21 protein-coding genes are annotated in these 26,149 nt (G+C 54.4%); 10 read left to right on the plus strand and 11 right to left on the minus strand.

Annotated features, from left to right (window positions below):
- Positions 1-10: 10 nt before the first annotated feature.
- The 3 genes from EPYR_RS08555 to EPYR_RS08565 all read right to left on the minus strand — a co-directional run bounded on the left by EPYR_RS08555 (position 11) and on the right by EPYR_RS08565 (position 6,673).
- Positions 11-1,954 (minus strand): exoribonuclease II, encoded by a 1,944-nt coding sequence (locus EPYR_RS08555; protein ID WP_012668000.1) that lies wholly within the window; start codon positions 1,952-1,954, stop codon positions 11-13.
- Positions 1,955-2,038: 84 nt separating this feature from the next.
- A complete protein-coding gene (locus EPYR_RS08560; protein ID WP_012668001.1) occupies positions 2,039-4,345 on the minus strand; it encodes an FdhF/YdeP family oxidoreductase in 2,307 nt (768 codons plus the stop codon).
- A gap of 438 nt (positions 4,346-4,783) precedes the next feature.
- The gene (locus tag EPYR_RS08565) at positions 4,784-6,673 is read right to left on the minus strand and encodes a phospholipase effector Tle1 domain-containing protein (protein ID WP_012668003.1); all 1,890 of its coding nucleotides are present in this window, start codon (positions 6,671-6,673) and stop codon (positions 4,784-4,786) included.
- Positions 6,674-6,947: 274 nt separating this feature from the next.
- Here EPYR_RS08565 and EPYR_RS08570 point away from each other — a divergent pair, with 274 nt between their 5' ends.
- Entirely contained in the window at positions 6,948-7,850 is a 903-nt protein-coding gene (locus EPYR_RS08570; RefSeq protein ID WP_012668004.1) for a LysR family transcriptional regulator, read from the plus strand.
- On the opposite strand, the gene EPYR_RS08575 is transcribed toward EPYR_RS08570, so the two are convergent.
- The 7 genes from EPYR_RS08575 to pspF form a co-directional block, all read right to left on the minus strand.
- On the minus strand, positions 7,847-8,995 hold the full coding sequence (locus EPYR_RS08575) for a CMD domain-containing protein (RefSeq protein WP_012668005.1): 1,149 nt from the start codon (positions 8,993-8,995) through the stop codon (positions 7,847-7,849). The two genes, EPYR_RS08570 and EPYR_RS08575, sit on opposite strands and share 4 nt — an antisense overlap.
- 468 nt (positions 8,996-9,463) lie before the next feature.
- Positions 9,464-10,261 (minus strand): putrescine export ABC transporter ATP-binding protein SapF, encoded by a 798-nt coding sequence (gene sapF, locus EPYR_RS08580; RefSeq protein WP_012668006.1) that lies wholly within the window; start codon positions 10,259-10,261, stop codon positions 9,464-9,466.
- Positions 10,261-11,253, minus strand: a complete 993-nt coding sequence (gene sapD, locus EPYR_RS08585) for a putrescine export ABC transporter ATP-binding protein SapD (RefSeq protein ID WP_012668007.1) — start codon at positions 11,251-11,253, stop codon at positions 10,261-10,263. Before sapD ends, sapF begins: the two co-directional genes overlap by 1 nt.
- Entirely contained in the window at positions 11,253-12,143 is an 891-nt protein-coding gene (gene sapC, locus EPYR_RS08590; RefSeq protein ID WP_012668008.1) for a putrescine export ABC transporter permease SapC, read from the minus strand. Before sapC ends, sapD begins: the two co-directional genes overlap by 1 nt.
- Positions 12,130-13,095 (minus strand): putrescine export ABC transporter permease SapB, encoded by a 966-nt coding sequence (sapB, locus tag EPYR_RS08595; RefSeq protein WP_012668009.1) that lies wholly within the window; start codon positions 13,093-13,095, stop codon positions 12,130-12,132. The genes sapC and sapB overlap by 14 nt, the downstream gene beginning before the upstream one ends.
- Positions 13,092-14,720 carry an ABC transporter substrate-binding protein SapA gene (gene sapA, locus EPYR_RS08600; RefSeq protein ID WP_012668010.1) on the minus strand — a complete coding sequence of 543 codons (1,629 nt, stop codon included), beginning with the start codon at positions 14,718-14,720 and terminating at the stop codon, positions 13,092-13,094. Before sapA ends, sapB begins: the two co-directional genes overlap by 4 nt.
- A 1,109-nt stretch (positions 14,721-15,829) precedes the next feature.
- Positions 15,830-16,822 carry a phage shock protein operon transcriptional activator gene (gene pspF / locus EPYR_RS08610; RefSeq protein ID WP_012668012.1) on the minus strand — a complete coding sequence of 331 codons (993 nt, stop codon included), beginning with the start codon at positions 16,820-16,822 and terminating at the stop codon, positions 15,830-15,832.
- Positions 16,823-16,990: 168 nt separating this feature from the next.
- Between pspF and pspA the strand changes: the two genes are divergently transcribed.
- The 7 genes from pspA (at position 16,991) to tyrR (ending at position 22,682) form a co-directional block, all read left to right on the plus strand.
- A complete protein-coding gene (gene pspA / locus EPYR_RS08615) occupies positions 16,991-17,662 on the plus strand; it encodes a phage shock protein PspA (RefSeq protein ID WP_012668013.1) in 672 nt (223 codons plus the stop codon).
- 64 nt (positions 17,663-17,726) lie between these two features.
- Positions 17,727-17,954 (plus strand): envelope stress response membrane protein PspB, encoded by a 228-nt coding sequence (pspB, locus tag EPYR_RS08620; RefSeq protein WP_012668014.1) that lies wholly within the window; start codon positions 17,727-17,729, stop codon positions 17,952-17,954.
- Positions 17,951-18,298: an envelope stress response membrane protein PspC gene (gene pspC / locus EPYR_RS08625; RefSeq protein WP_012668015.1), complete on the plus strand. Its 348-nt coding sequence runs from the start codon at positions 17,951-17,953 to the stop codon at positions 18,296-18,298. The genes pspB and pspC overlap by 4 nt, the downstream gene beginning before the upstream one ends.
- A gap of 17 nt (positions 18,299-18,315) precedes the next feature.
- Positions 18,316-18,525: a phage shock protein PspD gene (gene pspD / locus EPYR_RS08630; protein WP_012668016.1), complete on the plus strand. Its 210-nt coding sequence runs from the start codon at positions 18,316-18,318 to the stop codon at positions 18,523-18,525.
- A 40-nt stretch (positions 18,526-18,565) separates the two neighbouring features.
- A complete protein-coding gene (locus EPYR_RS08635) occupies positions 18,566-19,963 on the plus strand; it encodes a YcjX family GTP-binding protein (protein WP_012668017.1) in 1,398 nt (465 codons plus the stop codon).
- Entirely contained in the window at positions 19,960-21,018 is a 1,059-nt protein-coding gene (locus tag EPYR_RS08640) for a YcjF family protein (protein ID WP_012668018.1), read from the plus strand. Before EPYR_RS08635 ends, EPYR_RS08640 begins: the two co-directional genes overlap by 4 nt.
- A 98-nt stretch (positions 21,019-21,116) precedes the next feature.
- Positions 21,117-22,682, plus strand: coding sequence for a transcriptional regulator TyrR (gene tyrR / locus EPYR_RS08645; RefSeq protein ID WP_012668019.1), 1,566 nt, complete (start codon positions 21,117-21,119; stop codon positions 22,680-22,682).
- Positions 22,683-22,734: 52 nt separating this feature from the next.
- On the opposite strand, the gene tpx is transcribed toward tyrR, so the two are convergent.
- The gene (gene tpx / locus EPYR_RS08650) at positions 22,735-23,238 is read right to left on the minus strand and encodes a thiol peroxidase (protein ID WP_012668020.1); all 504 of its coding nucleotides are present in this window, start codon (positions 23,236-23,238) and stop codon (positions 22,735-22,737) included.
- A 117-nt stretch (positions 23,239-23,355) separates the two neighbouring features.
- Between tpx and ycjG the strand changes: the two genes are divergently transcribed.
- Positions 23,356-24,345, plus strand: coding sequence for an L-Ala-D/L-Glu epimerase (gene ycjG / locus EPYR_RS08655; protein ID WP_012668021.1), 990 nt, complete (start codon positions 23,356-23,358; stop codon positions 24,343-24,345).
- Positions 24,346-24,488: 143 nt separating this feature from the next.
- Positions 24,489-26,105 (plus strand): peptide ABC transporter substrate-binding protein, encoded by a 1,617-nt coding sequence (locus EPYR_RS08660; RefSeq protein WP_012668022.1) that lies wholly within the window; start codon positions 24,489-24,491, stop codon positions 26,103-26,105.
- Positions 26,106-26,149: the final 44 nt, after the last annotated feature.

Here is a 26,149-nt window from a genome sequence, read left to right on the forward strand (position 1 = left end):
GCTTGATGTATCAGGCTACCGGGCGGGCGACGATACTGCGGGTTTCCATACGTACTTCAGCAATCGTCACTTCAATCAGGTCGGTGACGCGGTAAACCACTTCGCCTTTGATTTGAACGCTGCCATTCTCGTTACTGCATACCAGCTCATCACGCACGGCATGAAGAAATGGGGCAGGGATAAAAGCAACGGCACCGTTTTCCTGCAGGCGTACACGCATGCCGCCACGGGAGACATCAATCACTTCCGCACTGAAACGCTGCTCGCTACCAACCGCTTTTTGCAGGAAACGCGAGTACAGCCAGTCACCCACATCGCGCTCGGCCATACGGTTCTGACGGCGGCGTTCCGCCATCTTCAACGTCAGTTCGTCGGCAGGACGAGTGCTTTCTTCCCCTTTAATGATAGCTTTCAGCAGGCGGTGGTTAATCATATCGCCATACTTACGGATCGGGGAGGTCCAGGTGGCATATGCCTCCAGGCCGAGACCAAAGTGCGGACCTGGCGTGGTGCTGACTTCGGCAAATGACTGGAAGCGGCGAATACGGCTGTCGAGGAACTGAGTCGGCAGGGCATCCAGTTCGCGGCGCAAATTGCGGAAGCCATCCAGCGTGGCAATCGCCAGCGGGTCAGCGGTTACGCCATGATTAGCCAGTACCGCTGCGGCCTGCCCGGCATTGACTTCGTCGAAACCGTGGTGGACGTTATAGATACCAAAGCCCAGTTTGTCACGCAGCACATTGGCAGCGCAGATATTAGCAAGGATCATCGATTCTTCAACGATACGATTAGCAATGCGGCGGTGTTCGGCAATAATATCCAGTACTTCACCTTTCTCACCCAGATGGAAGCGGAAGTCTGGGCGGTCTTTGAATACCAGAGCATGCGCCTGGCGCCACTCGCTGCGCGCCAGACAGAGGCGGTTTAGCAGGCGGATCTGGTTGGCGATTGCCTCGTTTTCAGGCTGCCATGCGCCTGCTTCCTCGGTTTCTAACCAGTCAGAAACAGGGTCATACGCCAGCTTAGCGTGAGATTCAATCCAGGCGGCGAAGAACTGAACGTCGTCTGCGGGTGAACCATCTGCGGCGAGAGTAACGCGGCACGCCAGCACCGGGCGGCGCTCATGCGGGCGTAGCGAACAGATATCATCTGACAGCTGGCGTGGCAGCATTGGGATGTTGAAACCGGGCAGGTAGTTGGTGAACGCGCGTTCAGCCGCGACCGCATCCAGCTTGCTGTTCACCGGAACATAGGCTGTTGGGTCAGCGATAGCAACGATCAGCTTAAGCACACCGTTACCGACGTCTTCCACATACAGCGCATCGTCCATATCTTCGGTGCTGGCACTGTCGATAGTGACAAATGGCAGAGCCGTAAGATCTTCGCGTTCCAGCTGTTCATCCAGCATCTCTTGCGGCGTAGCGACATCCGGCGCTTCACGCTCCAGATTATGCCGCGAAAGAGTGACCCACCATGGAGCCAGATGATCATCCGCCGTGGTGATAAATTCGGTCAGTTCGGCATAGAAGGTGCGATCGCCCTTCAGCGGGTGACGGCGCATTTCAGCCACGGCCCAGTCGCCGGTCTGGAAGTCATGCTTCACATTACGCTCAGGGCGGCATTGAATAGCATCTTTCAGCAGGGGATGGTCGGGAATAATCGACAGCCGGTCGTCTTTCTTCTGGACACGGCCGACAAAGCGCGTCAGGAAAGGTTCAATCAGCGTTTCCGGATCGGCAACTTCGCGATCCTTCTCGCTTTGAATAACCGCACTGACGCGGTCACCGTGCATGACTTTTTTCATAAACGGCGGGGGGATAAAGTAACTTTTTTGTGCATCGACTTCCAGGAAGCCGAAACCTTTTTCAGTGCCTTTTACCACACCTTCAACGCGCGGCGTCTGGGAGTGGAGCTTCTCTTTAAGCTGCGCGAGCAGCGGGTTATCCTGAAACATAATTTCAACAGTTTTCGTGGCCTAAGAGCGGCAGACAGTTTTACGCGATTAACCGCTCTTCGGCAAGTAAAAAGCCTTGCATCATCAGGCGATGCGTAACCCGGTCCCCGGCGTCGACAGGGTGATTTTAACCGGTATCGATTTTGACGTCGGCGTACCGCTAACATCGCCAAAGCTCGAAAGCGGTACAAGGGGGTTTGTTTCAGGATAGTAGGCGGCGAGGTTGCCACGCGGGATAGCGTAGGGGATCAGTTTAAAGCCGCTAACCTTACGCGTAATACCATCATTCCACAGGGTTTCGATGTCGACATTATCGCCGGCGACGTAGCCCAGTTCCTCTAAATCCTCCGGGTTCATAAACAGCACTTCACGCTGGCCGTACACGCCGCGATAGCGATCGTCCAGCCCATAAATAGTGGTGTTGTACTGGTCATGTGAGCGCAAGGTCTGCAGCGTAAAGGGCACATCAACATCCAGCTGCGGGAAAAGCGTTGCAGGCAGGGCGCCAGAGCTGAACTGCGCCTTCTCATTCAGGGTGTTAAAGCGCAAATCGGCGGCAGCATTGCCTAAATAGAAACCGCCTTTTATATCGCAGCGGGCATTAAAATCGCTAAAGCCCGGGATGGTTGCGGCAATGTGATCGCGGATTTTATTGTAATCGTCCGCCAGTCCGAGCCAGTCGACTTTATCGCTACCCAGAACCGCATGGGCAATCCTGGCCACAATCCAGGTTTCAGAACGCTGGGTATCGGCAATAGGTTTACCTACGCCCTCTGAAGCGTGCACCATGCTGAAGGAGTCTTCTACGGTGATAAACTGCGGCCCGCTGGCCTGGATATCCTGTTCCGTGCGGCCAAGCGTCGGCAGGATAAGGGCGTCGCCACTGCCCGGGCACAGGTGGCTGCGATTCAGTTTAGTACTGATTTGTACCGTAAGGCCACAGCGCCTTAGCGCCTCTTGGGTACGCGGACTGTCAGGCGCGGCGGCTGCAAGGTTACCGCCAAGCGCAATCAGTACTTTGACCTCATGACGCAGCATCGCCTCCAGAGCCTGGACGGTATTATGGCCAATGCCACGCGGGGGGGCGAAAGCAAAGTGCTGTTCCAGGCTGTCAAGAAACGCTTTCGATGGCTTCTCGTCAATGCCCATAGTCCGGTTGCCCTGCACATTACTGTGGCCGCGCACCGGACACAGACCAGCTCCTCTTTTGCCCAGCTGACCAAACAGCAGCTGCAGGTTAACAATTTCGCGCACGGTATCAACGGAATGTTTATGCTGGGTAATACCCATTGCCCAGGTACAGATAACCCGCTTCGCGCTCTGGTAAATCGCCGCCGCTTCACGGATTTGCTGTTCACTGAGGCCGGACTGCTGGACGATTTGCGGCCAGCCGGTGGCATCCACTGCGGCAAGATACGCTTTCACGCCTTGGGTGTTTGCGCTGATAAAGCTTTCATCAAACAGGCCTTTTTCACCGTTTTCGATAAGCGCACGATGATTTTCAGCCAGAACTTTCACCATTCCGCGTACCGCAGCCATATCGCCGCCAAGATTCGGCTGATAGTAGTTTGAGCTGATGGCGCCCGCCTTGCTTGTGACCACTTCCAGCGGCTTTTGCGGGTCGGCAAAACGTTCGAGTCCACGTTCGCGCAGCGTGTTAAAAGTGACTATTTTTGCGCCATTATCGGCGGCGTGGCGCAGGCTGTGCAGCATGCGTGGATGGTTGGTTCCGGGGTTCTGACCGAAGACGAAAATCGCATTAGCATGGTCGAAGTCATCAAGGTGGATAGTCCCTTTGCCGACGCCAATACTGCGTTTCAGCCCGGCCCCGCTGGCTTCATGACACATATTGGAACAATCGGGGAAGTTATTACTGCCGTTCATGCGGCCAAATAGCTGATACAGCCAGGAGGCTTCATTACTGGCGCGACCAGAGGTGTACAGCTCCATCTGGTCAGGATTGTCCATGGCTTTAATATGTGAGGCAATAAGCTCAAATGCTCGTTCCCAGCTAATAGGCTCATAGCGATCGGTGGTGCGATTATAGCGTAGCGGTTCGGTGAGGCGTCCCTGATATTCGAGGAAGTAATCGCTCTGTTGAAAGAGAGCCGAAACGCTGTACTGCGCAAAAAAGTCAGCGCCGATGTGGCGACGGGTTGCTTCCCAGGTCACTGCTTTCGCGCCATTTTCGCAGAAGCTAAAGGTGCTTTTATTGTCATCACCCCATGCGCAGCCGGGGCAATCAAAGCCTTTTGCTTTATTCATGCGCATCAAGTTGCGCATGTTTTTTAACACTTCTTTGCTGTCGAAAACGAAGCGGGTAGTGGCTTCCAGAGAACCCCAGCCGCCCGCAGCGGCCTGATATGGCTTAATAGATTGTTTGAATTTCATCATCTCGCAGGCTTATATTGAATTTTTGTTAGTAGATTTAGCATTCTTTTTTGCGATTCTGCGGCGTTAAAGGATAATTGTCTAATTGATTGCTGAGATGGTGCGATAAGTTGCGTTTATCGCGCAATTGAGACATCAGGATACCGTAAGATAACAAACGCTTCCGGCAACTGGCGGAGGCCATATCTGGTTTGTCCTTCCATTTCTGCATGGTGTGGGGATCACCGGGGTACTATCCCGTATCCGGTAAGCAGAAACCCCCGTTTCGCCGTCGTTAATCATTGCCCTTGTCACTACTGCGGTTAGGGCATGCGGCGAAAAAAAGGCGCATCCCCAGTCGCCATAGGGCATCCCGCCGGTCTCTTCCGGAGTCGGCAGCTCGCCCGTCTGACAGCCGCTCAGCAAGAACAGCAGCGCCAGCCAATAAAGCGCTCGGCTTCAGCATTTCTTACCGTTCATATTGTACTCCGTGCGGCGCCACTGCTTGTCCGGGCGATTGATAAAACCAATCACTTCGGAGGCGGATGCACCGCCGCAGTTGAACCCGTCCGCGTCTGCCATAATGGCGTTCCAGTTGGCAGAACAGTGGATATATTGACCCGCGATGATATCCAGCTCGTCCTGGCTGAAGGAGCCAGGATCCTGGCCTGACCGCACGGACTTACCCATCGCTAAGGCTTTTTCGCAAAGGGAAGAAAGCGAGGCAGGAAGATTAAAATTATCGTCTTCCTCAATTTTATCAAACAGCACCCCGGCTTCCTGTGCCGCATCCAGCATCACCCGCAGTACCACTCTCGACCAGTCGTTCTTCACTAACCGGTCGCGAAGCGTCATCGCCGCGAAGCTAAGCTTCTGCAGCTCGCCGTAGCGGTTTGCCGGCACCCTGTCGTCGAACCAGGTTTCCGCCATGATTTCATTGGTACGCAGGATCGGCGCGATGCAGGGCGATACGTCGAGCACCTGGAGCTGTTTGGTCGCCAGATGATAACCCCGCGTCTGCTGACCCGGATGATTAAGTGGGACGATATCGGTTTGCGGGCGCGTGAGGAACAGATCCTCCTTCACCAGCGGCAGATAGCCGCCGCCAATATCAGAGTGCACGCCCGGCAGCGCCAGCTCCGGCCACGCGGGTTTCACGCTGTTCAGGGCAAAGTTAAACCGGCACTCATGCGCCGCAGTAATATGAAACACCTTATCCGCCACGCCCGGGCGCAGCACAATATTGACATCGCCGGTATCGGCATTATGGGGATTCAGGCCATTCAGCGGCCTGCCAATCGCGGCCACGGTATCAAAGATGCCAATGAAGCGGATTTTTCCGGCAGGCTTGCCGTTAAACGGCTTTCCTTTCAGACCCTTACTGATAGCGCTGGTCATTGCGGGATCGGCTGAATGGATGCGGTTGGCAAAATGGCGCGATGCGGCCGCACCTCGGCTGAAACCAAAAATATCAAACTGCAGGGATTTTATAACCCGTTCACATGCCGAAAAGTGACTGTTTAAACCTTCAATGCTTTCAGTCAGAATATCAGCCAGTTGGGCGATGGCTTTATCAGTTTTAGCGATAACCCCGGTATCAGAGATCCCCAGCCCCTGTCCGATCATGCTGTCAGGCTGACCTGCTTGCGTACCAATGCCATCAATGTATATGGCTTTTTGCACATCGCGACTGTTAGCTGAAAATACTTTTTTATACAACGTACTTAGCCAGTGAATATTGGTGTAATAACCGCTATAGCTGGCCGCCCCGATACCCGGTATGCCGAAGTCTTCACGCGCACATTTACCGAGGATAGCCCCCGCTTCAGCATCGTTGAGGTCGAAATTCCTGGCGCTGCAGGCTTGCAGCATGTTGTTGGCATTGATCGCATTATTGCCGGTACCGTCAAAAAAAACGCCGACGGTCAGCGTGATCCCCTGCTTTTCTTGTGGTTTTTTCAGCTCATCGCCCGTTGGGTTAGCCGCTTTATTGCGGGCTGACTGCGCGCGCTGTTCCGGTTGTGGCGCGGTGTGGGAAGAGGGCACGACGACCGGAGGCGGGTCGCCCTGATAAAACCCGTGAGACACCCACGTTTGGGAAGGAATAAAGAAAGCCCGGCAAGGACAGGTGGAACGGCTGTACAGCGTGCTGGCCACGTCATGCCCGTGGAGGGTTTCGCCAGGATGCCCACCTTCCACGCTATAGCTGCCGGAATGTATGCCGCATGAGACTTTGCTGCCGTTCACCGCTACGGGGTAATTGGCAAAGCTTGTTCCCTCCATGCCCTCGTGCACCGTGCCGCCACAGCTTGTCTTATCGCCTTTCACTATCCAGTATCCGGTTGCCATCGCTCATTTCCCTTTGTGATTACCACCGGGATGATAATGACATGATTTGACTATAAACAACAAAAACGATAGGCCAGGTTTTAAATCTGCGAGCAGGCTTCAGGGAATCAGTTAATAGCCTGGTCTTCGACCCGGGCGTATTTGTTATACTGAGCGATGTGCGGTTGATTTGCTGTTCACAGGATAAAAATTGCCTGTCAGATTAAACGTTGCCGGGTGCACCCTGACATCGTCCCGAACTGGCTTAAACCTAACTGACAGAAATATCATTACGATGGATATCAAGCAGCTGATTTATTTATGTAATTTAGAGCGCGAATGCCATTTTGGTCGCGCGGCCGAGGCCAGTTTTGTCAGCCAGCCAACGCTTTCCATGCGCCTGAAAAATCTGGAGCTGGAGCTGGGATTGTCGCTGATCAACCGCAGTAACAATTTTGACGGCTTTACCCCCGAAGGCGAGCGGGTGCTGTCATGGGCGCGCGAGATCGTCTCGGTTTATCAGGGTCTGAAGCTGGAAGTGGAATCCTTAAAGCACGGTGTGAGTGGAACATTGCGGATAGGGGTTGTGCCCCAGTGCGGTATTTCGTTGCCGACAATGCTGAAAGCCATTGGTCAGCGTTACCCGCAGCTGGATTATCGTTTAGCGGTGCTCAGCGCCGACCAGTTGCTTGAAGCGCTTAACGGCCATACGGTCGATGTTGGCATCGGTTTTTTTGAACTGGCGGCATTGCGTGCGCTGCATTTCCAGGCGGAAACGTTAGCGGATCGCGGCGTGGAACTGCTTTATCATCCGCACTATTTTCCGCAGTTAGCGGGAGATACAGATAGTCCGCTGGATCTGGTTGAGATCGCCAGACTGCCGCTTTGTCTTGCCGAACAGACGCGCTATTTTCGTCGCTATATAGACAGCCATTTCCGCGATGCCGGGCTGAGTCTGCGCGTGGTGCTGGAAACCACTTCGGTATTTCAGCTGCTGCAAGGTGTGCAGGTGGGTCTGGGATGTCTGATTTCGCCGGTTGGACATCAGCTGGAACAGATGACCCGCGATCTCCGGCGTCGCCGGGTAGCGATAGCGCCAATGTCACGGCAGGGAGCAGTGGTGATTGCTCAGCAGGGGCGTGCCACACCACTGGCGCAACATTTCTTTGATGAAGTACGCCGCTGGCTGGCGAGCTAGCTTAACTGGCTGGTTCCCAGCCCCTGCATCAGGCGGTTGCACCAGCTGCTTACCGCCACGCTGAGGATAACCGCAAATATTTGTGCAAGGTTCAGGCCTGCGTCCTTCAGCGGTTGTATATGCACTGCGCTGATGCGTTCCGGGGTGCGCGTCAGCCGGGCAGCGAACTGGATCACCGCCTGCTGCTGCTTATCGGCAACGCTTAGCCCCTGCTGAACACTCACCTTTAATGCTTCACACAGCTCGCCTGCCGGATAACGGCTAAAGCAGACGCTACTGCCATTGATGCGTGCCGCTACTGCCGCTGCCAGTGCGACCAGAGGGTTATTGCTGTCGTCTGCCAGTCTGTCCAGCAGCTGGCTCCATCCTGACAGGGTTTGAGCATCATGCGCGAACAGCCGCGCCGCGACCTGCAAATCACTCAGCGGTTGGCAGTGAGCGAGTGCATCCAGCTGGTCGGGCGTCGCATAGCGCATTTCAACCGGAGCGACCAGGGGGTGCCAGTCTTTGATGGTGCTGAAAAGGCTGCCGTCTGCATCGGGTGGAACCATCATTCCAGGCATCCAGCATACCGGTAGCGCTAGCAGGGCGTGAATTCCGGCAACCACACGCGCCTGGTAGCTGATAAAACCGACAACCTGGCTCAGACTGATTATATCGGGCGCGCTCAGGCCAACCTCATCAAGTCGCTGCAGCGCAGCGGCACTGATTAACGTCGGCTGGGTAGCAAGCTGGCGGACAAATTCTGTGATCTGCGTCAGGCGATGATTGCTCTCGCGAGACGAGTCAGGCCCCGGTAGCGGGTGAAGCCGTGCCGCATAGTGATTGCACAGCCGCTGCACTCCCGCGACCTGTGCCACCGTCAGCGCGCTACTGAGCCGATCGTACAAGCTAAGCGTATGGCTAAGCGTGGTGGGCAGTTGGGCAGGGAACAGAAGCTGATAAAGGCGGCGCGACGCCTGCAGCGCGGGCTGGGTTTGCCGCAAAACGGATTTAACGTCCGCGTCGACAATCTGAGCCAGCCCGAGCAGAAACCGGTCTTCAATCGTCGCAGCTTCGGGAACCAGCGGTGCGCGCTGGGCGGGCAGGCTGGTCTGCGTTTCGTGATACCAGTAATTATTACCGGTAAAGCGGCGCTGTTCCATGGGCATTCCTTTTGGTTTTATCCGGCGCTTAGCGCAGGCATCAAGTAAGCGGACCTGAATGGCAGAATTATCCTGACGCAAGCGACAGGTCTGAAGAAATAATCATCCGTACTATCAAATAGCTGGTTGGCATAAGAAGACGAAATCTTCACGCCTTACGGCGAACACAGGGGCGTTTACCCTGATGGCGTCAGATTGGACACGGCATTGAGGCGGTCGTGGCTAAGGGGAGGGGTATGTGCTTTCATGCCCGCCGTGGCAGCATGAGCGCGGGGCGTAAGCGAGGCGGTTTAGTGCCGGGTTCGGGGGTTGAAATGAATCAGTCATTATCAAACACCCCTAACGGGCGATCGAACCGTTCCACGACGCCAGTCGTGGCGCGATAACCCGTTGTGGTCGCACCCTGATTGCCGTTCACCGTTAGCGAACGGGCAAAACGACCAGACCATTGACGGGATTAGCCGGTTATTAGCGCCCGGTAACGGTGTTTCGCGTCTCGTCAAAATGGCCAGAGACCAGACGTTTTGTCAGTTCATGTTGCGGCGCAGCGAGAACCCTGGCGGTCTCGCCGCGCTCTACCACTTCGCCATGGTGCATCACCAGCACCTGGTCGCTGATATGCTTCATCATGCCCAGATGCTGGGTAACATACACATAGGCAATGCCGTACTTTTCCTGCAATTCCAGCATCAGGTTAATCAGCTGCGAACGTATTGACATATCCAGAGCGGCCAGCGCTTCATCCGCAACTATTACCTGCGGTTGCAATATCAGCGCGCGCGCAAGGCCGATACGCTGCTTCTGCCCCGGGGCCAGCATATGGGGATAATAGGAGGCATGATCGGTGAGAAGCCCGACCTGACGCAACGTGGCGATAATCCGTTTTTCGCGCTCTGCGCTCTCCAGTTCGGTATTCAGCCGTAGGGGGAAATCAAGGATCTGGCTGATACGCTGCCGTGGATTAAGCGATGTCGAGGGATCCTGGAAAATCATACGTATCCGCTGACTGCGCCATGCATAATCGCCGAACTCCAGCTGACGACCCTCGATAGATATCTCCCCACCAGAAGGGGCGATCATGCCGCTAAGCATTTTTGCCAGCGTTGACTTACCCGAACCGTTTTCCCCGATAATAGCCAACGTCTGCCGCTCACCAAGGCTGAAGCTGACGTCTTTAACGGCCTCGACATGCTGGCGTCGGAACAGCCCGGTACGGTAGCGAAAGGTTTTGCTCAGATTACGCACTTCCAGCAGCGTCTCAAACATTACTGGCTCCCCATATTCAGCGGAAAATGACAGGCAAACAGATGATTTTTCGAGCCGGTCAGGCGCGGTGTTTCAATACAGGTTTTCTGTGCATAGGGGCAGCGTGGTCCAAGGCGACATCCAATCGGTAAATGTTCCAGCGAGGGTATAGCGCCCGGCAAAGTATTAAGACGACTCTTATGCGCCAGCGAGCGGCCAAAGTCGGGCATCGCACGGATCAATGCCTGGGTATAAGGATGATGGGGCGCGCTAATCAGCTCTTCACTGACTGCGGTCTCCACCGTTTGTCCGCAGTACATCACGTTGATTTTATCCGCCCAGTGACTGAGCATTTGCAGGTCGTGGCTTATCAGTAAAATGGTGGTGTTGTTGTTTTGATTCAGGCGCGCCAGCAGACGGAAAATCTGTGCCTGGGTGGTTGGCTCCATCGCATTGGTCGGCTCATCGGCGATAAGCAGTCGCGGCTGATTCGCCAGCGCAATAGCGATCATCACCTTCTGACACTCGCCATCGGTTAATTCGTAGGGGAAACTGCTCATGATATCTTTATGATCTTTAATCCCTACCCGGTGCAGCAGCTCAATCGCCCTTCGGTGCCGCCAGCCGAAACGCTGATACCAGCGGCCTTTCCACGTCCAGCCCGGGATTGCCTGCTTAAGCTGGGTGCCGATGCTTTCTGAAGGATCAAGGCACGACTGCGGTTCCTGAAATATCATCGAAACGTTATGACCGACGAGCTTGCGCCGCTCGCGTGCCGAGAGATGCAGCAGATCGATATCATCAAAGCGCATGCGGTCGGCGGTAATGCGCCAGTTATCTTTAGTCACGCCACAAATAGCCTTGGCAATTAAACTTTTACCCGAACCAGACTCGCCGACCAAGCCGCGTATTTCCCCTTCGGTCAGCGTAATGCTCACGCGGTCCACCGCCTTGACCGGGCCGTCGGCGGTCATAAATTCAATCGTCAGGTTACGGATATCGAGTAGCGGCATTATTCAACTCCTGCAACGATGGCCCGGCGGATCCCGTCACCCAACAGGTTAACAATCAATACGCTCAGCATAATGGCTGCACCAGGTAACATCACGGTCCAGGGGGCGACATAAATCAGTTCAAGGGAGTCGCCCAGCATTGCCCCCCATTCGGGGGAAGGCAGCTGTGCGCCGAGATCGAGAAAACCGAGTGCGGCAATGTCAAGAATGGCTATCGACAGGGCGCGGGTCAATTCGGTCACCAGCAGGGCAAGAATATTGGGTAAAATGGCGTAACGCAGAATTTCAAAGCTGCTGGCGCCGTCAAGACGAGCTGCCACCACATACTCTTTCTCCAGCTCGTCGTGTACTGCACTGTAGATAGCGCGCACCAGACGAGGTAACAGAGCAAGAAACACCGCCAGCATGGCATGCTCCAGCTTAGGCCCCATAAATGCCACAACAATGATGGCCAGCAGCAGCGAAGGTATTGATAACAGCGTATCGAGAATATGATTGAGCACCGCCGAGCGCAGTCCGTGCGTTAGCCCGGCCATCACTCCCGGCACCAGGGCGCAGCAGGCCGAAACCAGAGTAACCACCATTGCCGCCCCCACGGTCGGCGCAGCGCCGCTCAACAGGCGACTGAGCAGGTCGCGCCCCAGATCGTCAGTGCCAAGGAAAAAAGAGACATCGCCATAGCGCGACCAGGATGGCGGCAGCAGCTGGTAGCCAAGAAACTGCTGGTCGATACTATAGGGGGCCAGTACGCCGCCAAAAAGGGTTAGCAGCAGCAGAGCAATAAAGGCATAAAAGGCAATCATCGCGGTGGTATCGCCGTAGAACAGCCCCCAGGTATGACGCAGTGGACTGGGTGGCTTCTTCTCTGCGTAGATATTATCGGACGGCATACCATTCCTTATGTTTCAGCGGATTAGTCATGGCACCCAGAATATCGGATAGCACGTTTACCGCGATCACCAGCGCGCCAACCACCATCACCCCGGCAGAGATGGCGGCATAATCCTGCTGCCGGATAGCATTAATCAGCCAGCGCCCCAACCCTGGCCAGCTGAACACCATTTCGGTGATCATCGCCAGCGTCAGCATAGTCGAAAATTGCAAGCCTAAACGCGGTATCACCGGGGGCAGCGCATTATGCAATACGTGACGGCGAATGACGCTGATCAAGGACAGCCCGCGCGTTGCAGCTGCCTTGACATAGTTTTGTTGCATGACATCACCCGTGCTGAGCCGCAGCAGGCGGATCACCTCCGTGGTGGGCGCAACCGCCAGCGCGATCACCGGCAGCACCATGTGTTGCAGCGCGCTGATAACCATTTCACGTCGCCACGGCGAGTCGGATAGCCACGCATCGATCAAAGCAAATCCGGTAACATGTTTGACCGGATATAACAGATCGAAACGCCCGGAAACCGGCAGCCAGCCAAGATTGAGTGAGAAAAACAGCGTCAACAGCAGCGCCAGCCAAAAAACCGGCAGCGAAAAACCTACCAGTGCCAGCGCACTGATTGCCTTGTCCTGCCATTTATTGCGCATCACGCCAGCGGCGATACCCAGCGGGATGCCAACAAGCAGCGCCAGCGTAAAAGACATCAGGCACAGCTCCAGCGTGGCCGGAAACACTTCACCCAGCTGTTGGGCGATCGGCTGGCCGTTAATACTGGAGACGCCGAAATCGAAATGCAAAATCCCGGCAAACCAGAACAGCCACGCATCCGGCAACGAAGCGCCTTGCAGCGGAGCATGCGGCGTAAAATAACTCAGGCTGAAGCCGAGTTGCGTTATCATAAACAGCGTGATGATAAACAGCACCAGGCGGCGCAGCGTATAGATAATCACGGTGATTTCTCCTTGCCGTCATCGCGATAGACACCGGCAAATGAAGCGTTGCCAAACGGGCTGAGCACCAGTCCTTTTATATCATAGCGGTAAGCCTGCAAACGTAAGGAGTAGGCGAGTGGCAGCACCGGTAGCTCCTGCGCCAGCAGCATCTGTGCACGATTATAATAGTCAATTCGTTCTGCCAGCTCCTGAGACAGCAACGCTTTATGCAGCAGCACGTCAAAGCCCGAATTGCACCAGTGCGCGTAGTTAGTCTGCGAGGCTATCGCCGCGCAACTGAGCAGCGGGCGGAAAAAGCTATCCGGGTCATTGCTGTCGGTGGCCCAACCGGTCAGCGTAAGATCGTGGTTCATTTCCATCAGTCTGGCTTCCTGAAAACGGCCTTCGACCGGCACAATATTCACCGTTACCCCGATCTGTGCCAGGTCGGCCTGGATAAGTTCTGCCGTTTTCAGCGGGCTGGGGTTCCAGGCTTGTGAAGCGGGGGGAACCCATAGCGTCAGATGCAGGTCATTGATTCCCAGCGCTTGCAATTCTTCACGCGCCCTGGCTGGATTATAGGAGGTAATATGCGCCTCGGTGTCATAAGCCCATGAGGCACGCGGTAATATCGAAGCGGCGGTTTCGGCGGTGCCGTAATAGATTGAGGCCATTAAACGTTCGTTATTGATAGCCAGCGCCAGCGCCTGGCGTACCTGAGGCCGATCGAGAGGAGCCTTGCGGGTATTAAATGCCAGGTAAGCAGTATTCATTCCCGGGCGCAGCGTCAGGCGCAGACGAGGATCATCACGCAGAATCGAAAGCTGGCTCGCTGCCGGGTATGCCAGCACATCACATTCCCCGGTTAACAGTTTCGACAAACGCCCGGTACCGCCCGCGCTGATATCGACCACGACCTGTGACATACGGGGCTGGCCTTTCCAGTAGTCATCATGGCGCTGCAGGCGAATATATTGCCCGCCGCGGAAATCATTCAGCATAAACGGCCCGGTACCTACCGGCTGGCGGTCCATCAACTCCTGGCGGTCTGCCCTGGTTAACTGTTCTGCGTATTCGTTTGACAGTACCGGTGCGAAGTGCGTAGCGAGATGCCAGAGAAAGGAGGCATCAGGGCTGTTCAGGCGGATCTCTACCGTATGGCTATTCAGCTTTTTCACGCTTTGCACCGCATCGACAAACTGCAAGCTGTCAAAGTAGGGATAATTGCCGCCGCTAACGTTGTGCCAGGGATGATGGCGGTTAAAAACCCGTTCGAAGCTGAAGACCACATCGTCAGCATTCATCGCCCGCGTTGGGGTGAACCACGGGGTATGTTGGAAGGGGACATGAGAACGTAAATGGAAACGGTAGGCCGCGCCGTTGTCCAGCACCTCCCAGCTTTCCGCCAGTTCAGGGATCAGCCGGTAGGTATAAGGATCGACGTCAAGCAGGCGGTCGTAAAGCTGCGCGGCCAGCGTATCTACAACTAATCCGCCGCTGGCCAACTGTGGGTTAAAGGTATTAATGACACCGTTGACGCAGTACACAAAGCCGCTCTGGCGAATATCGCCGGGCGAGGAGGACCAAACCGGAGTGCTCAGCACGCTCAGGGCGAGAAGCAATAGAGGGAATAATTTGCGCATAACTCTTCTGATTTTCAGGCAATAGACTGAGTGTAACCCACTCTTTGTCTGCACCCAAAGTTTGCCGTCGCGAATGGTTTTTTTTCATCCGGGGTCAAGCCATCAGCGCAGCATTCAGGTTGAATATGCACACAATTTTTGCGGGAATGAGAAGTATTCTCAACAAAGTGCTTTACAAGCGATATTGAGAATGATTATTATTCCTGTGTTCTTCGGCGGTGGCTCTACCGTTGAAGAGCATGACATTGCTCACATTGCTTCCAGTATTTTTAGCCCGCTTGACGCGGGTTTTTTTTCGCTGTGCCCACACACATGACCTTGCCAGGAAAGGACGGAAGGATGAATCAACTGACCCAAAGGCATTCAGGAAAAAGACTTCTGGAAAATAGTTACTTAACCTGTGTTGCATTCTATTTTTTGGGCGTATCGTTCGAAAATTACAGAAGCTGATAAACTTCATTTTCCAGATAAAAAGATCCTGCTCCTGACTGGAAAACAATGATGGTTGTGGTTTCGTTGCGTTACTAATGTCAATAATGCTCTTGTCCACCGCAGAATTAAAATATCACTATGGGTAAAAAGCAAATGACCCCTATTTTTGTAAAAAAAATACCTGCTATATTAATCATGCCGCTAACGATATTAGCCATATCTTTTTCATCGATGCGAATAATTGGCGATAACAACTCCCTTGTTGACGTGTTTTTAGCGGTGATAATCTACCTTGGCTTTGCTAATTTATTCAAAATAATAATCAGCCTGACATGCTGGTTCAATGGAAAGAGTAGTTAACAACTAATGATAAAAGGAATGTGAAATGAAAGCATTAACACAAGTAGAGATAGTCTCTGTTTACGGTGGAAATGGTGGAACTCCAGCAACTCCCGCAAATGCCGTTGGAGAAGCAGTCATCTGTTAATATCTGAAAAAGGGCTAAGCGTTTTTAGTTTATCAATCATCACATATCCTTATAACCTGACAAACTAAAGTCTCCTGTTATCGTTCTAACCCACCCTCTGTTTTATTATTCAGATTACGCCAGGCGATATTCTACAAAAGTAAAACGCGGTACACGGCTCTGCATGTATGATGGCGAAGGAGGAACCTGGCTACTCTTCATCAAAGTGAATTTGATGTTTCTTAAGCATGGCCCTGAGCTGATGATAGGTAACGACTAACAGGTCAGCGGCCCGGCGCTGATTAAAACGTGCCTGAATCAGTGCCTGCTCAACCAGTTTTTTTTCCTGCTGGTACTGCCAGTTCCGCAGATCGAGCGGCAAACGGGGCGGCATATCGTGAGTGAACTGCGGTTCATACTCTGCCACGCTACGTTGAAAAGGATCGATAATGATGCTGTCCAGCGCCATTTCGCTATCTGCATGGCGATAAACCGAGCGCTCCACCACATTTTTCAGCTCGCGCACGTTGCCTGGCCAGCCATAGGCCAGAAGCTGTCGCTCTGCCGCCGGGGAAAAGCCGGGGAAAAGCGATAGCCCCAGTTCCCGGCACATCTGTATGGCAAAATGATGCGCCATCACCAGAATATCGCTGCGGCGCTCGCGTAGCGGGGGCAGCTGGACAACATCAAAGGCCAGCCTGTCTAACAAGTCGGCGCGGAATTGACCTTCGCGTGCTAACTGCGGTAAATCGGCATTGGTGGCGCAGACCAGCCTTACGCTCACCTGCAAAGGCTGACTGCCGCCAACCCGCTCCAGCTGACCGTATTCAATCACTCGCAACAGCTTTTCCTGTACCAGCATCGGTGCGGTAGCCAGTTCGTCGAGAAACAGCGTACCGCCATCGGCACGTTCAAAACGGCCAAGATGACGTTTTTGCGCGCCGGTAAATGCGCCGGCTTCATGGCCAAACAGCTCAGAGTCCAGCAAATTTTCATTCAGGGCAGCGCAGTTTAAAGAGATGAACGGACCCTGCCAGCGTTCAGACAGATAATGCAATCGGCTGGCAATTAATTCTTTACCGGTACCGCGCTCGCCGATCACCAACACCGGTTTATTCAGCGGTGCCAGTCTGGATACCTGCTCCAGCACTTCAATAAAATTGTTTGATTCACCCATCAGGGTTTCAGTATTTTCATTTATCATTAATTTCACCAATTATTAGTGATAATCACCATGATATTCTTCCGGTATCGGACTGTAAAGCCATTTCCCGATTTAAAATCAATAAGATATAATTTGGCACGCTATTTGTATTATCAGATACCGACAAATGGCATATGGCCAGACACCGGACTGATGAGGAATTTGATTATGGGGATATTTTCACGTTTTGCCGATATCGTTAACGCCAACATCAACGCTCTGCTGGAAAAAGCGGAAGACCCGCAAAAGCTGGTACGGCTGATGATTCAGGAAATGGAAGACACGCTGGTTGAACTACGCTCCACCTCTGCACGCGCGTTGGCGGAGAAAAAGCAGCTGCTGCGCCGCATCGGACAGGCTGAAGTTCAGCAGGCAGAATGGCAGCAAAAAGCCGAGCTGGCACTGTTTAAAGAGAAAGAAGATCTGGCTCGTGCGGCTCTGATTGAAAAACAAAAACTGACCGATCTGCTTGCCGCTTTGCAGCAGGAAGCCAGCCAGGTGGAAGAGAGCCTGGCTCGCCTTAAAGGTGAAATCGGCGAGTTGGAAAGTAAACTGGCTGAAACCCGTGCACGCCAGCAGGCACTGACGCTGCGTCATCAGGCTGCTGCTTCCTCGCGCAGTGTGCGCCGCCAGCTGGACAGTGGCAAACTGGATGAAGCCATGGCGCGTTTCGAATCCTTCGAACGCCGCATTGATCATATGGAAGCGGAAGCTGAAAGCCACAGCTTTGGCAAACAGAAAGATCTTGATCGGCAGTTTGCAGAACTGCAGGCTGATGATGAAATCAGTCAACAGCTGGCGGCGTTAAAAGCGAAAATGAACCGTAGTGACGGTGAATAAGCATCGGGCAGGGCATCCGTTAAGATGCCCTTGACCCCAGGCCTGGTTACTTCAAGGAGAGTGAATGAGCGCATTATTTCTTGCTATACCTTTAACCATCTTCATGCTGTTTGTTGCGCCGATTTGGTTATGGTTGCACTACACTAATCGACATAACGGCGGTGCTGAACTGTCACAAAAGGAGCTGCAACGCTTGCAACAACTGACCCTGGATGCAAAAAAAATGCGTGAACGCATCCAGGCGCTGGAAGCTATACTTGATGCCGAACATCCCAGCTGGAGGCAGCCATGAGTCGGCAAAAGCTTTATCGCATGCCGCAACAGGGTAAGCTGAAAGGCGTTTGCGCCGGGATTGCCCATTACCTGGATATTCCGGTGCGGCTGGTGCGCATTATCGTGGTGCTGTCGATGTTTTTCGGCCTGTTTGTCTTTACCCTGATTGCCTATTGCGCGCTGGCGCTGGCGCTGGACGAAATGCCGCCCGGCGAGCAGGAGCAGGGCAAACCACTCAGCGCTCATCAGTTACTTGACCAGTTAAGTCTTGAAATTAACGGCGGTGAGCAGCAGCTGCGACAGGTGGAGCGTTATGTCACCTCGGAAACGTTTAGCGTGCGCAGCCGCTTCAGCCAGCTTTAACCGAATGGGGTACTAAGATGCGTCACTTAAAACGACATGCTCCGGTTCTCAAAAAAGCCGGTAAATTTATTCTGATTAATGCTATCACCTACGGCCCGGCGGGTTTGAGCGGCTGGGCAGTCAAATCAGTGGCACGCAAGCCGTTGAAAATTTTTCTCGCCTGGGCGCTGGAACCGCTGATTCGCCGCGCATTAAAAGGGGCCAGCTCGCGTTGGGTAAAGCCCTGATTGACTGACGACACAACCCGATAAGGCTTCTTCGCCACTGATGAAAAGACTACAAAATGAATTGCTGTCTCTGGTCAATCGCGGCGTGGATCGCCATCTGCGTTTGGCTGTTACCGGACTAAGCCGCAGCGGTAAAACCGCATTTATCACTTCACTGGTTAATCAACTGCTCAATGTGAACGCTGGCGCGCGTCTGCCGATGTTTTCAGCCGCGCGTGAGCAGCGTTTGCTCGGTGTTAAGCGCGTTGCACAGCGCGACCTGGGGCTGACCCGTTTTACCTATGACGAAGGACTGGCACAGCTGTACGGTATGCCGCCAAACTGGCCAACACCAACGCGCGGCGTCAGCGAAATGCGTCTCGCACTGCGCTACCGATCGCGTGATTCGCTGCTGCGCCACTTCAAAGACACCTCAACGCTCTACCTGGAAATCGTCGACTACCCTGGAGAATGGCTGCTGGACCTGCCCATGCTGGCGCAGGACTACCTCAGCTGGTCGCGGCAGATGACCGGTTTACTGCATGGCAATCGCGCCGTCTGGGCGCAACGCTGGCAGCAGCTGTCTGTCGGGTTGGATCCGTACGCTCCCGCTGACGAGAACCGTCTGGCAGACATCGCGGCCGCCTGGACAGATTATTTACAGCGCTGCAAGCAGGAAGGTTTACATTTCATCCAGCCGGGGCGTTTTGTGCTGCCGGGTGAGATGGCGGGCGCACCGGCACTGCAGTTTTTCCCGTGGCCAATGGTGGAAGAGGGCGCAGAAACGCGTCTGATGCAGGCTGATACATCCAGTAACATCGGTACACTGCGCGCCCGCTATCAATATTATTGCCAACATGTTGTGAAGGGCTTTTATAAAAACCATTTTCTGCGTTTTGACCGTCAAATCGTGCTGGTCGACTGTCTGCAACCGCTGAATAGCGGGCCTCAGGCGTTTAACGATATGCGCCTGGCGCTAACGCAGCTGATGCAAAGCTTCTCTTACGGCCAGCGCACGCTGTTCCGCCGTCTGTTCTCGCCGGTGATCGACAAGCTGCTATTTGCCGCCACCAAAAGTGACCACGTCACCGCCGATCAGCATGCCAACCTGGTCTCTTTGCTGCAGCAGCTGGTTCAGGATGCCTGGCAGAACGCCGCCTTCGAAGGGATAACCATGGATTGCGTGGGCCTTGCTTCGGTGCAAGCCACCCAAAGTGGCCGGGTCGATCATCAGGGAGAGAGCATCCCGGCGCTGCGTGGTCACCGTCTGGCGGACAATCATGCGCTGACGGTTTACCCCGGAGAGGTACCTGCACGCCTGCCCGGCAATGCGTTCTGGCAGGAGCAGGGCTTCCATTTTGAGCCGTTTCGCCCACAGGAACTGGATGTCGACCGCCCGCTGCCGCATATACGTATGGATGCAGCGCTGGAATTTTTATTAGGAGATAAGCTGCGATGAACGCACCCATTAAGCCACGAATCGATTTCGCCCAGCCGCTCCGCGAGGAGCGGGTGCCGGCGGTGCGCCAGCAGCAGGCTTTTGTCGCGCAGCAGGATCGCTTTGTCGCCGCCGACCCCGAGCAGGAAGCAGAACCTGAAGGTGCGGGCGAGCAGGCGGTTGAAGCCGCGCTGCGGCCGAAACGCAGCCTGTGGCGTAAAATGGTCAGCGCCGGACTGGGGCTATTTGCCGTCAGCGTGATCGCTCAGGGTGGGCAGTGGTTGCACCAGGCCTGGACTACTCAAGACTGGATAGCGCTTGGCGGCGGCGCGGCTGGCGCGCTGATCGTTGCGGCCGGAGCCGGATCGCTGATCGGCGAATGGCGACGCCTGTATCGTCTGCGCGAACGGGCAGACGAACGTGATGTTGCGCGCGAGCTGCTGGCCAGCCACGGTGTTGGCAAAGGTCGCCCCTTTTGCGAAAAGCTGGCACAGCAGGCAGGGCTGGAAGCCGGACACCCGGCGCTGCAACGCTGGCACGCTTCTCTGCACGAAACCCATAACGACCGCGAAGTCGTGGCGCTTTATGCCCAACTGGTACAGCCGGTGACGGACCGCCAGGCGCGACGTGAAATCAGCCGTTGCGCGGCGGAGTCCACGCTGCTGATTGCCGTCAGTCCGCTGGCGCTGGTTGATATGGCGTTTATTGCCTGGCGTAATCTGCGGCTGGTCAATCGTATCGCCGCACTTTATGGCATTGAGCTTGGCTATTTCAGCCGAATCAGTCTGTTCCGCCTGGTCTTGCTTAATATGGCATTTGCCGGGGCGTCTGAACTGGTGCGCGAGGTGGGTCTGGACTGGATGTCACAAGATGTTGCCGCCCGACTTTCCACCCGGGCAGCGCAGGGAATCGGTGCCGGCCTGTTAACCGCCCGTTTGGGCATCAAAGCGATGGAGCTTTGCCGCCCGCTACCGTGGCTGGAAGGGGATAAACCGCGCCTCGGTGACTTCCGCAGCGAACTAATGGGGCAGTTGAAAGAAAGCCTGCAACGCGGCGCAAAGAAACCGCAGTCATGACGCTGTCAACTATTCATGACAGATAGCTTCTGACCCGACGAGGGATAGAGTATTATCTGCGGACAGGCTTTGCACGGTGAAAATAAAGGTTACCCCACATGCGTCTCGAAGTTTTCTGCCAGGACCGGATTGGTCTGACTCGCGAACTGCTGGATCTGCTGGTCGAACGCAGTATCGATCTGCGCGGCATCGAAATTGCCGCCATTGGCCGCATTTACCTCAATTTTTCTAATGTCGGTTTTGAACAGTTCAGCCAGCTAATGGCGGATATCCGCCGTATTGCCAGCGTTACCGATGTTCGTACCATCTCATATCTTCCCTCAGAACGTGAGCATCGAGCGCTCAGTGCGCTGCTGGTTGCCCTGCCGGAACCGGTTTTCTCCATTGATTTAAAGAGCAAAATAGAAATTGCCAATCCCGCCGCGCAGACGCTGTTTGCACTTAACCAAGAAAAAATGCGCAACTATAACGCGGGGGCGCTGATTCCCGGCTTCAATTTTCAGCGCTGGCTTGACGGCGATCGAATCAACCCGGAGGCACATCATGTTGTGTTACAGGGGCGAGACTTTCTGATGGAAGTCACGCCTGTTTATGCCCGGGATGAAGAACAGTTAACCCCCAATCCTGTCGGGGGAGTGATCCTGCTAAAATCGACGGCGCGTATGGGCCAGCAGCTGCAAAACCTGGCGGTCAACGACGACAGCGATTTTCAACATATTGTCGCGGTTAGCCCGAAGATGCGTCAGGTGGTGGAGCAGGCACGTAAGCTGGCAATGCTGGATGCGCCTCTGCTGATAGTCGGAGATACCGGCACCGGTAAAGATATGCTGGCCGCCGCCTGTCATCTGCGCAGCGCGCGAGGTAAAAAGCCGTTTCTCGCCCTTAACTGCGCCTCACTGCCGGATGATGTGGCGGAAAGTGAGCTGTTTGGTCACGCGGCGGGAGCCTATCCGAACGCACTGCAAGGTAAAAAAGGCTTTTTCGAGCAGGCGAGCGGAGGCTCGGTGCTGCTGGACGAGATCGGTGAAATGTCGCCGCGTATGCAGACCAAGCTGTTGCGCTTTCTTAACGATGGTACCTTCAGGCGTGTGGGTGAAGATCATGAAATGCATGTTGATGTGCGGGTCATCTGCGCCACTCAAAAGAACCTGATGGAGCTGGTACAACGGGGAGAATTTCGAGAAGATCTGTTCTATCGGCTCAACGTGTTAACGCTTAATCTACCGCCGTTGCGCGACCGTCCGCAGGATATTATGCCGCTAACCGACATGTTTGTTGCCCGTTTTGCTGACGAACTCGGCGTGGCAAGGCCTGAGATCTCTTCGCAGCTGAATGCGTTTCTTACCCGTTACGCCTGGCCTGGTAACGTACGCCAGTTAAAGAACTCGCTGTATCGGGCGTTAACCCAGCTGGAGGGTGATGAGTTGCATCCGCATGATATTGTGCTGCCGGAGCAGGCAATGGCGCTACCGCTGGGAGAAGAAGTGATTGAAGGCACGCTGGATGAGATAACCAGCCGCTTTGAGTGTTCGATATTGACCCGACTCTATCTATCCTACCCCAGCACGCGCAAGCTGGCTAAACGCCTGGGGGTTTCCCATACTGCCATTGCTAATAAGTTGCGTGAGTATGGCATCAGCCAGAAAAAAAACGACGCGGAATAATGGGACCAGACAGGCAAGGTGCGCTCCAGATAAGGGGCGCACCGCAGAAGCGCTATTTCAAGGCTGCAAGAGCCGCATCGTAATCGGGTTCTGTGGAGATTTCATTGACCAGCTGGCTATAAATGACCATATCGTTTTCGTCCAGGACGATGACGGCACGGGCAGCCAGGCCGCTTAAGGGGCCATCGACGATCGCCACGCCATAATCTTTCAGGAAGGCGTGGCCGCGCAGGGTGGAAAGGGTCACCACGTTGTTCAGACCGTCTGAGCCGCAGAAGCGTGACTGTGCGAACGGCAAGTCAGCAGAAATGCACAATACCACGGCATTATCGATCTCACTGGCCAGCTGGTTAAATTTGCGAACGGAAGTGGCACACAATCCCGTATCAACGCTGGGGAAAACATTCAACACCTTGCGTTTACCCGCGTACTGAGACAGTGAGACATCTGAAAGGTCTTTGGCTACCAGGGTAAATGGCTTTGCCGCCTGGCCTTTGGTGGGCAGCTGGCCATCTACGGAAACCGGATTGCCCTGAAGATGTACGGTCTGAGACATAAGCTATCCTTTTATTGTTTATCATGTTTAATCTTCTTCAGTGTCGGTCACACTGAAAGCATCAATCAATAAAATACCATTACAGCAGCCTAAAGCGAACCCGTTAAGGAATTGAGTATGAGATCAGTAAAGGCTTATCCGGAAAGCTGGCCGTTGCACAGTGCGTTTATCATTGCACGCGGCGCTCGCCATGAGGCGGGAGTGGTGGTGGTAGAACTGGAGGAAAACGGCATTAAGGGGGTCGGGGAATGCACGCCATATGCGCGTTATGGCGAAACTGAAGCATCGGTGCTGGCACAAATCGCTCAGCTGGTACCGGAGATCGAGCAGGGCTTAACGCGCCACGCGCTGCTACAGCATTTACCTGCCGGAGCGGCGCGTAACGCTATCGACAGCGCCCTGTGGGATCTGGAAGTTCATTCCGGTTCGCAGAGTCTCTGGCAGCTAACCGGCACCACGGCACCCGTGCAAATTGAAACGGCACAAACCGTCTGTATCGACGTGCCGGAAATGATGGCGAGCAGCGCGCTGGCGCTGTGGGAAAATGGCGCAAAGCTGATTAAAGTTATACTCGATAACCACCTGATTGCCGAGCGCCTGGTCGCGATCCGCAGCGCTGTTCCGCAGGCGATGCTGATCGTTGATGCCAATGAGTCCTGGCATAGTGAAGGACTGGCGGCACGATGTCAGCTGCTGGCCGATTTAAATATTGCCATGTTGGAACAGCCGCTGCCGGCCGCTGATGATGTGGCGCTGGAAAACTTTGTGCACCCGCTGCCGATCTGCGCTGATGAAAGCTGCCATAGTGAAGACAGCCTGGCTGCGCTGCATGGACGTTATGAGATGGTTAATATTAAACTGGATAAAACGGGCGGGCTGACGGCGGCGCTGGAGCTGGCGCGCGGAGCACAAGAACAGGGGTTTGCCATTATGCTGGGCTGTATGCTGTGTACTTCACGCGCTATCCGGGCAGCATTGCCGTTGGTGGAAAAAGCGCGCTTCGTCGATCTGGATGGGCCATCCTGGCTGGCGATAGATGCTGAACCGGCGCTGGCGTTTCACGGCGGACGTATTTCACTTTCCCCTTCATCCTTGCCCGCAGAGTAGTTTTACCATTTGTTCAGTCAACGCCCGGCTGCTAAAGGTTCGCACACCAGCAGCCAGATGAACGGATATAAAAAATGCTATTTGCCGGCAGCTACACCGGGTAGCTGCCATATCACAGACTCAGACAGGTAAGGATATCGTTTATGAGTAAATTATTGCCTTTTGCGCTGGCTGGTTTAGCGCTACTTATTAGCTATGGCGCGCACGCTGCAGATGTCCCTTCGGGTACCCAGCTGGCGCAGCGTCAGGAAATCTTGCGCCATATTAAAGATGAGCCAGCATCACTGGATCCGGCGAAAGCAGTAGGCTTGCCGGAGATCCCGGTTATCCGCGATCTGTTCGAAGGACTGACCAATCAGGATGCCCGGGGTCATATTATTCCTGGCGTGGCCAGCAGTTGGAAAACACATGACAATATCACCTGGGTGTTCACGCTGCGTAAGGATGCTCGCTGGTCTAACGGTGACCCTGTCACCGCCGCTGATTTTGTCTACAGCTGGCAGCGCCTGGTGGATCCAAAAACCAGCTCTACTTTCGCCTGGTTCCCTGCACTGGCCGGAATTGCAAACGCAGAAGCAATCGTGAAAGGACAGATGCCTGCCGAAAAGCTGGGCGTCAGCGCTATTGATGCCACCCACCTGAAAGTCACCCTTGATAAGCCAGTTCCCTGGTTTGTCAGTCTGACGGCTAATTTCAGCCTGTTCCCGGTGCCACAAAAAGCCATAGCGCAAAATGGCGAACGGTGGACGCGTCCCGGCAATCTGGTGGGTAACGGGGCCTATCAGTTAGCTAGCCGGGTGGTGAATGAAAAGCTGGAGCTGATAAAGAACCGGTATTACTGGGACAACGCCCACACGGTACTGACTAAAGTGACCTTTGTTCCGATTCGTGAAGAGTCCAGCACCACCAAACGTTACCGCGCCGGGGGGATTGATATCACCGAGTCCTTCCCGAAAGAGCTATATGGACTGCTGAAGAAACAGCTTGCTGGCGAGATTTATACCCCAGACCAGCTCGGAACTTATTATTATGCGTTCAACACGCAGAAGGGGCCGACCGCCGATGTGCGCGTTCGTAAGGCACTGTCCTGGACGATTGATCGTCAGGTGATTGCCGATAAGGTACTGGGTAGCGGAGAAAAACCAGCCTGGCATTTTACACCGGATGTGACCGCCGGTTTCCACCCGCAACCGGGCTTTATCGAACAGCATAATCAGGAAGTATTAAATGCTCAGGCCAAAGCGCTGCTGGCCGCAGCCGGTTACGGTCCCGATCGTCCGCTTGATTTGATCCTGCTGTATAACACCTCCGAAAACAATAAGAAGCTGGCTATCGCGGCGGCTTCGATGTGGAAGAAAAACCTCGGTGTGAATGTCAAACTACAGAATCAGGAATGGAAAACCTATATCGATAGCCGTAACAGAGGTCATTTTGATGTTATCCGCGCCTCATGGGTGGGGGATTATAATGAACCTTCGACCTTCCTGAGTCTTCTGACCTCGACGCACAGCGGCAATATTGCCCGCTTCAGCAACAGCGAGTATGACGGCCTGCTGCTAAAAGCCAGTCGCGAGACCGATGACCGACTGCGTAATGATGACTACATTCGTGCGGAGCAGATTATCGCCGACCAGGCACCCATTGCCCCGGTCTATCAGTTCACCAACGCCAGGCTGATCAAGCCTTATGTGAAAGGCTATCCGATAACCAATCCGGAAGATGTCGCGTACAGCCGGACAATGTATATCCTGAAGCACTAAGCAACCGTGCAGTAAGCCACTGCAGCGGGCTTACTGCGATGCAT

This window comes from Erwinia pyrifoliae DSM 12163 (assembly GCF_000026985.1).
In the GTDB taxonomy this organism is placed as follows: domain Bacteria; phylum Pseudomonadota; class Gammaproteobacteria; order Enterobacterales; family Enterobacteriaceae; genus Erwinia; species Erwinia pyrifoliae.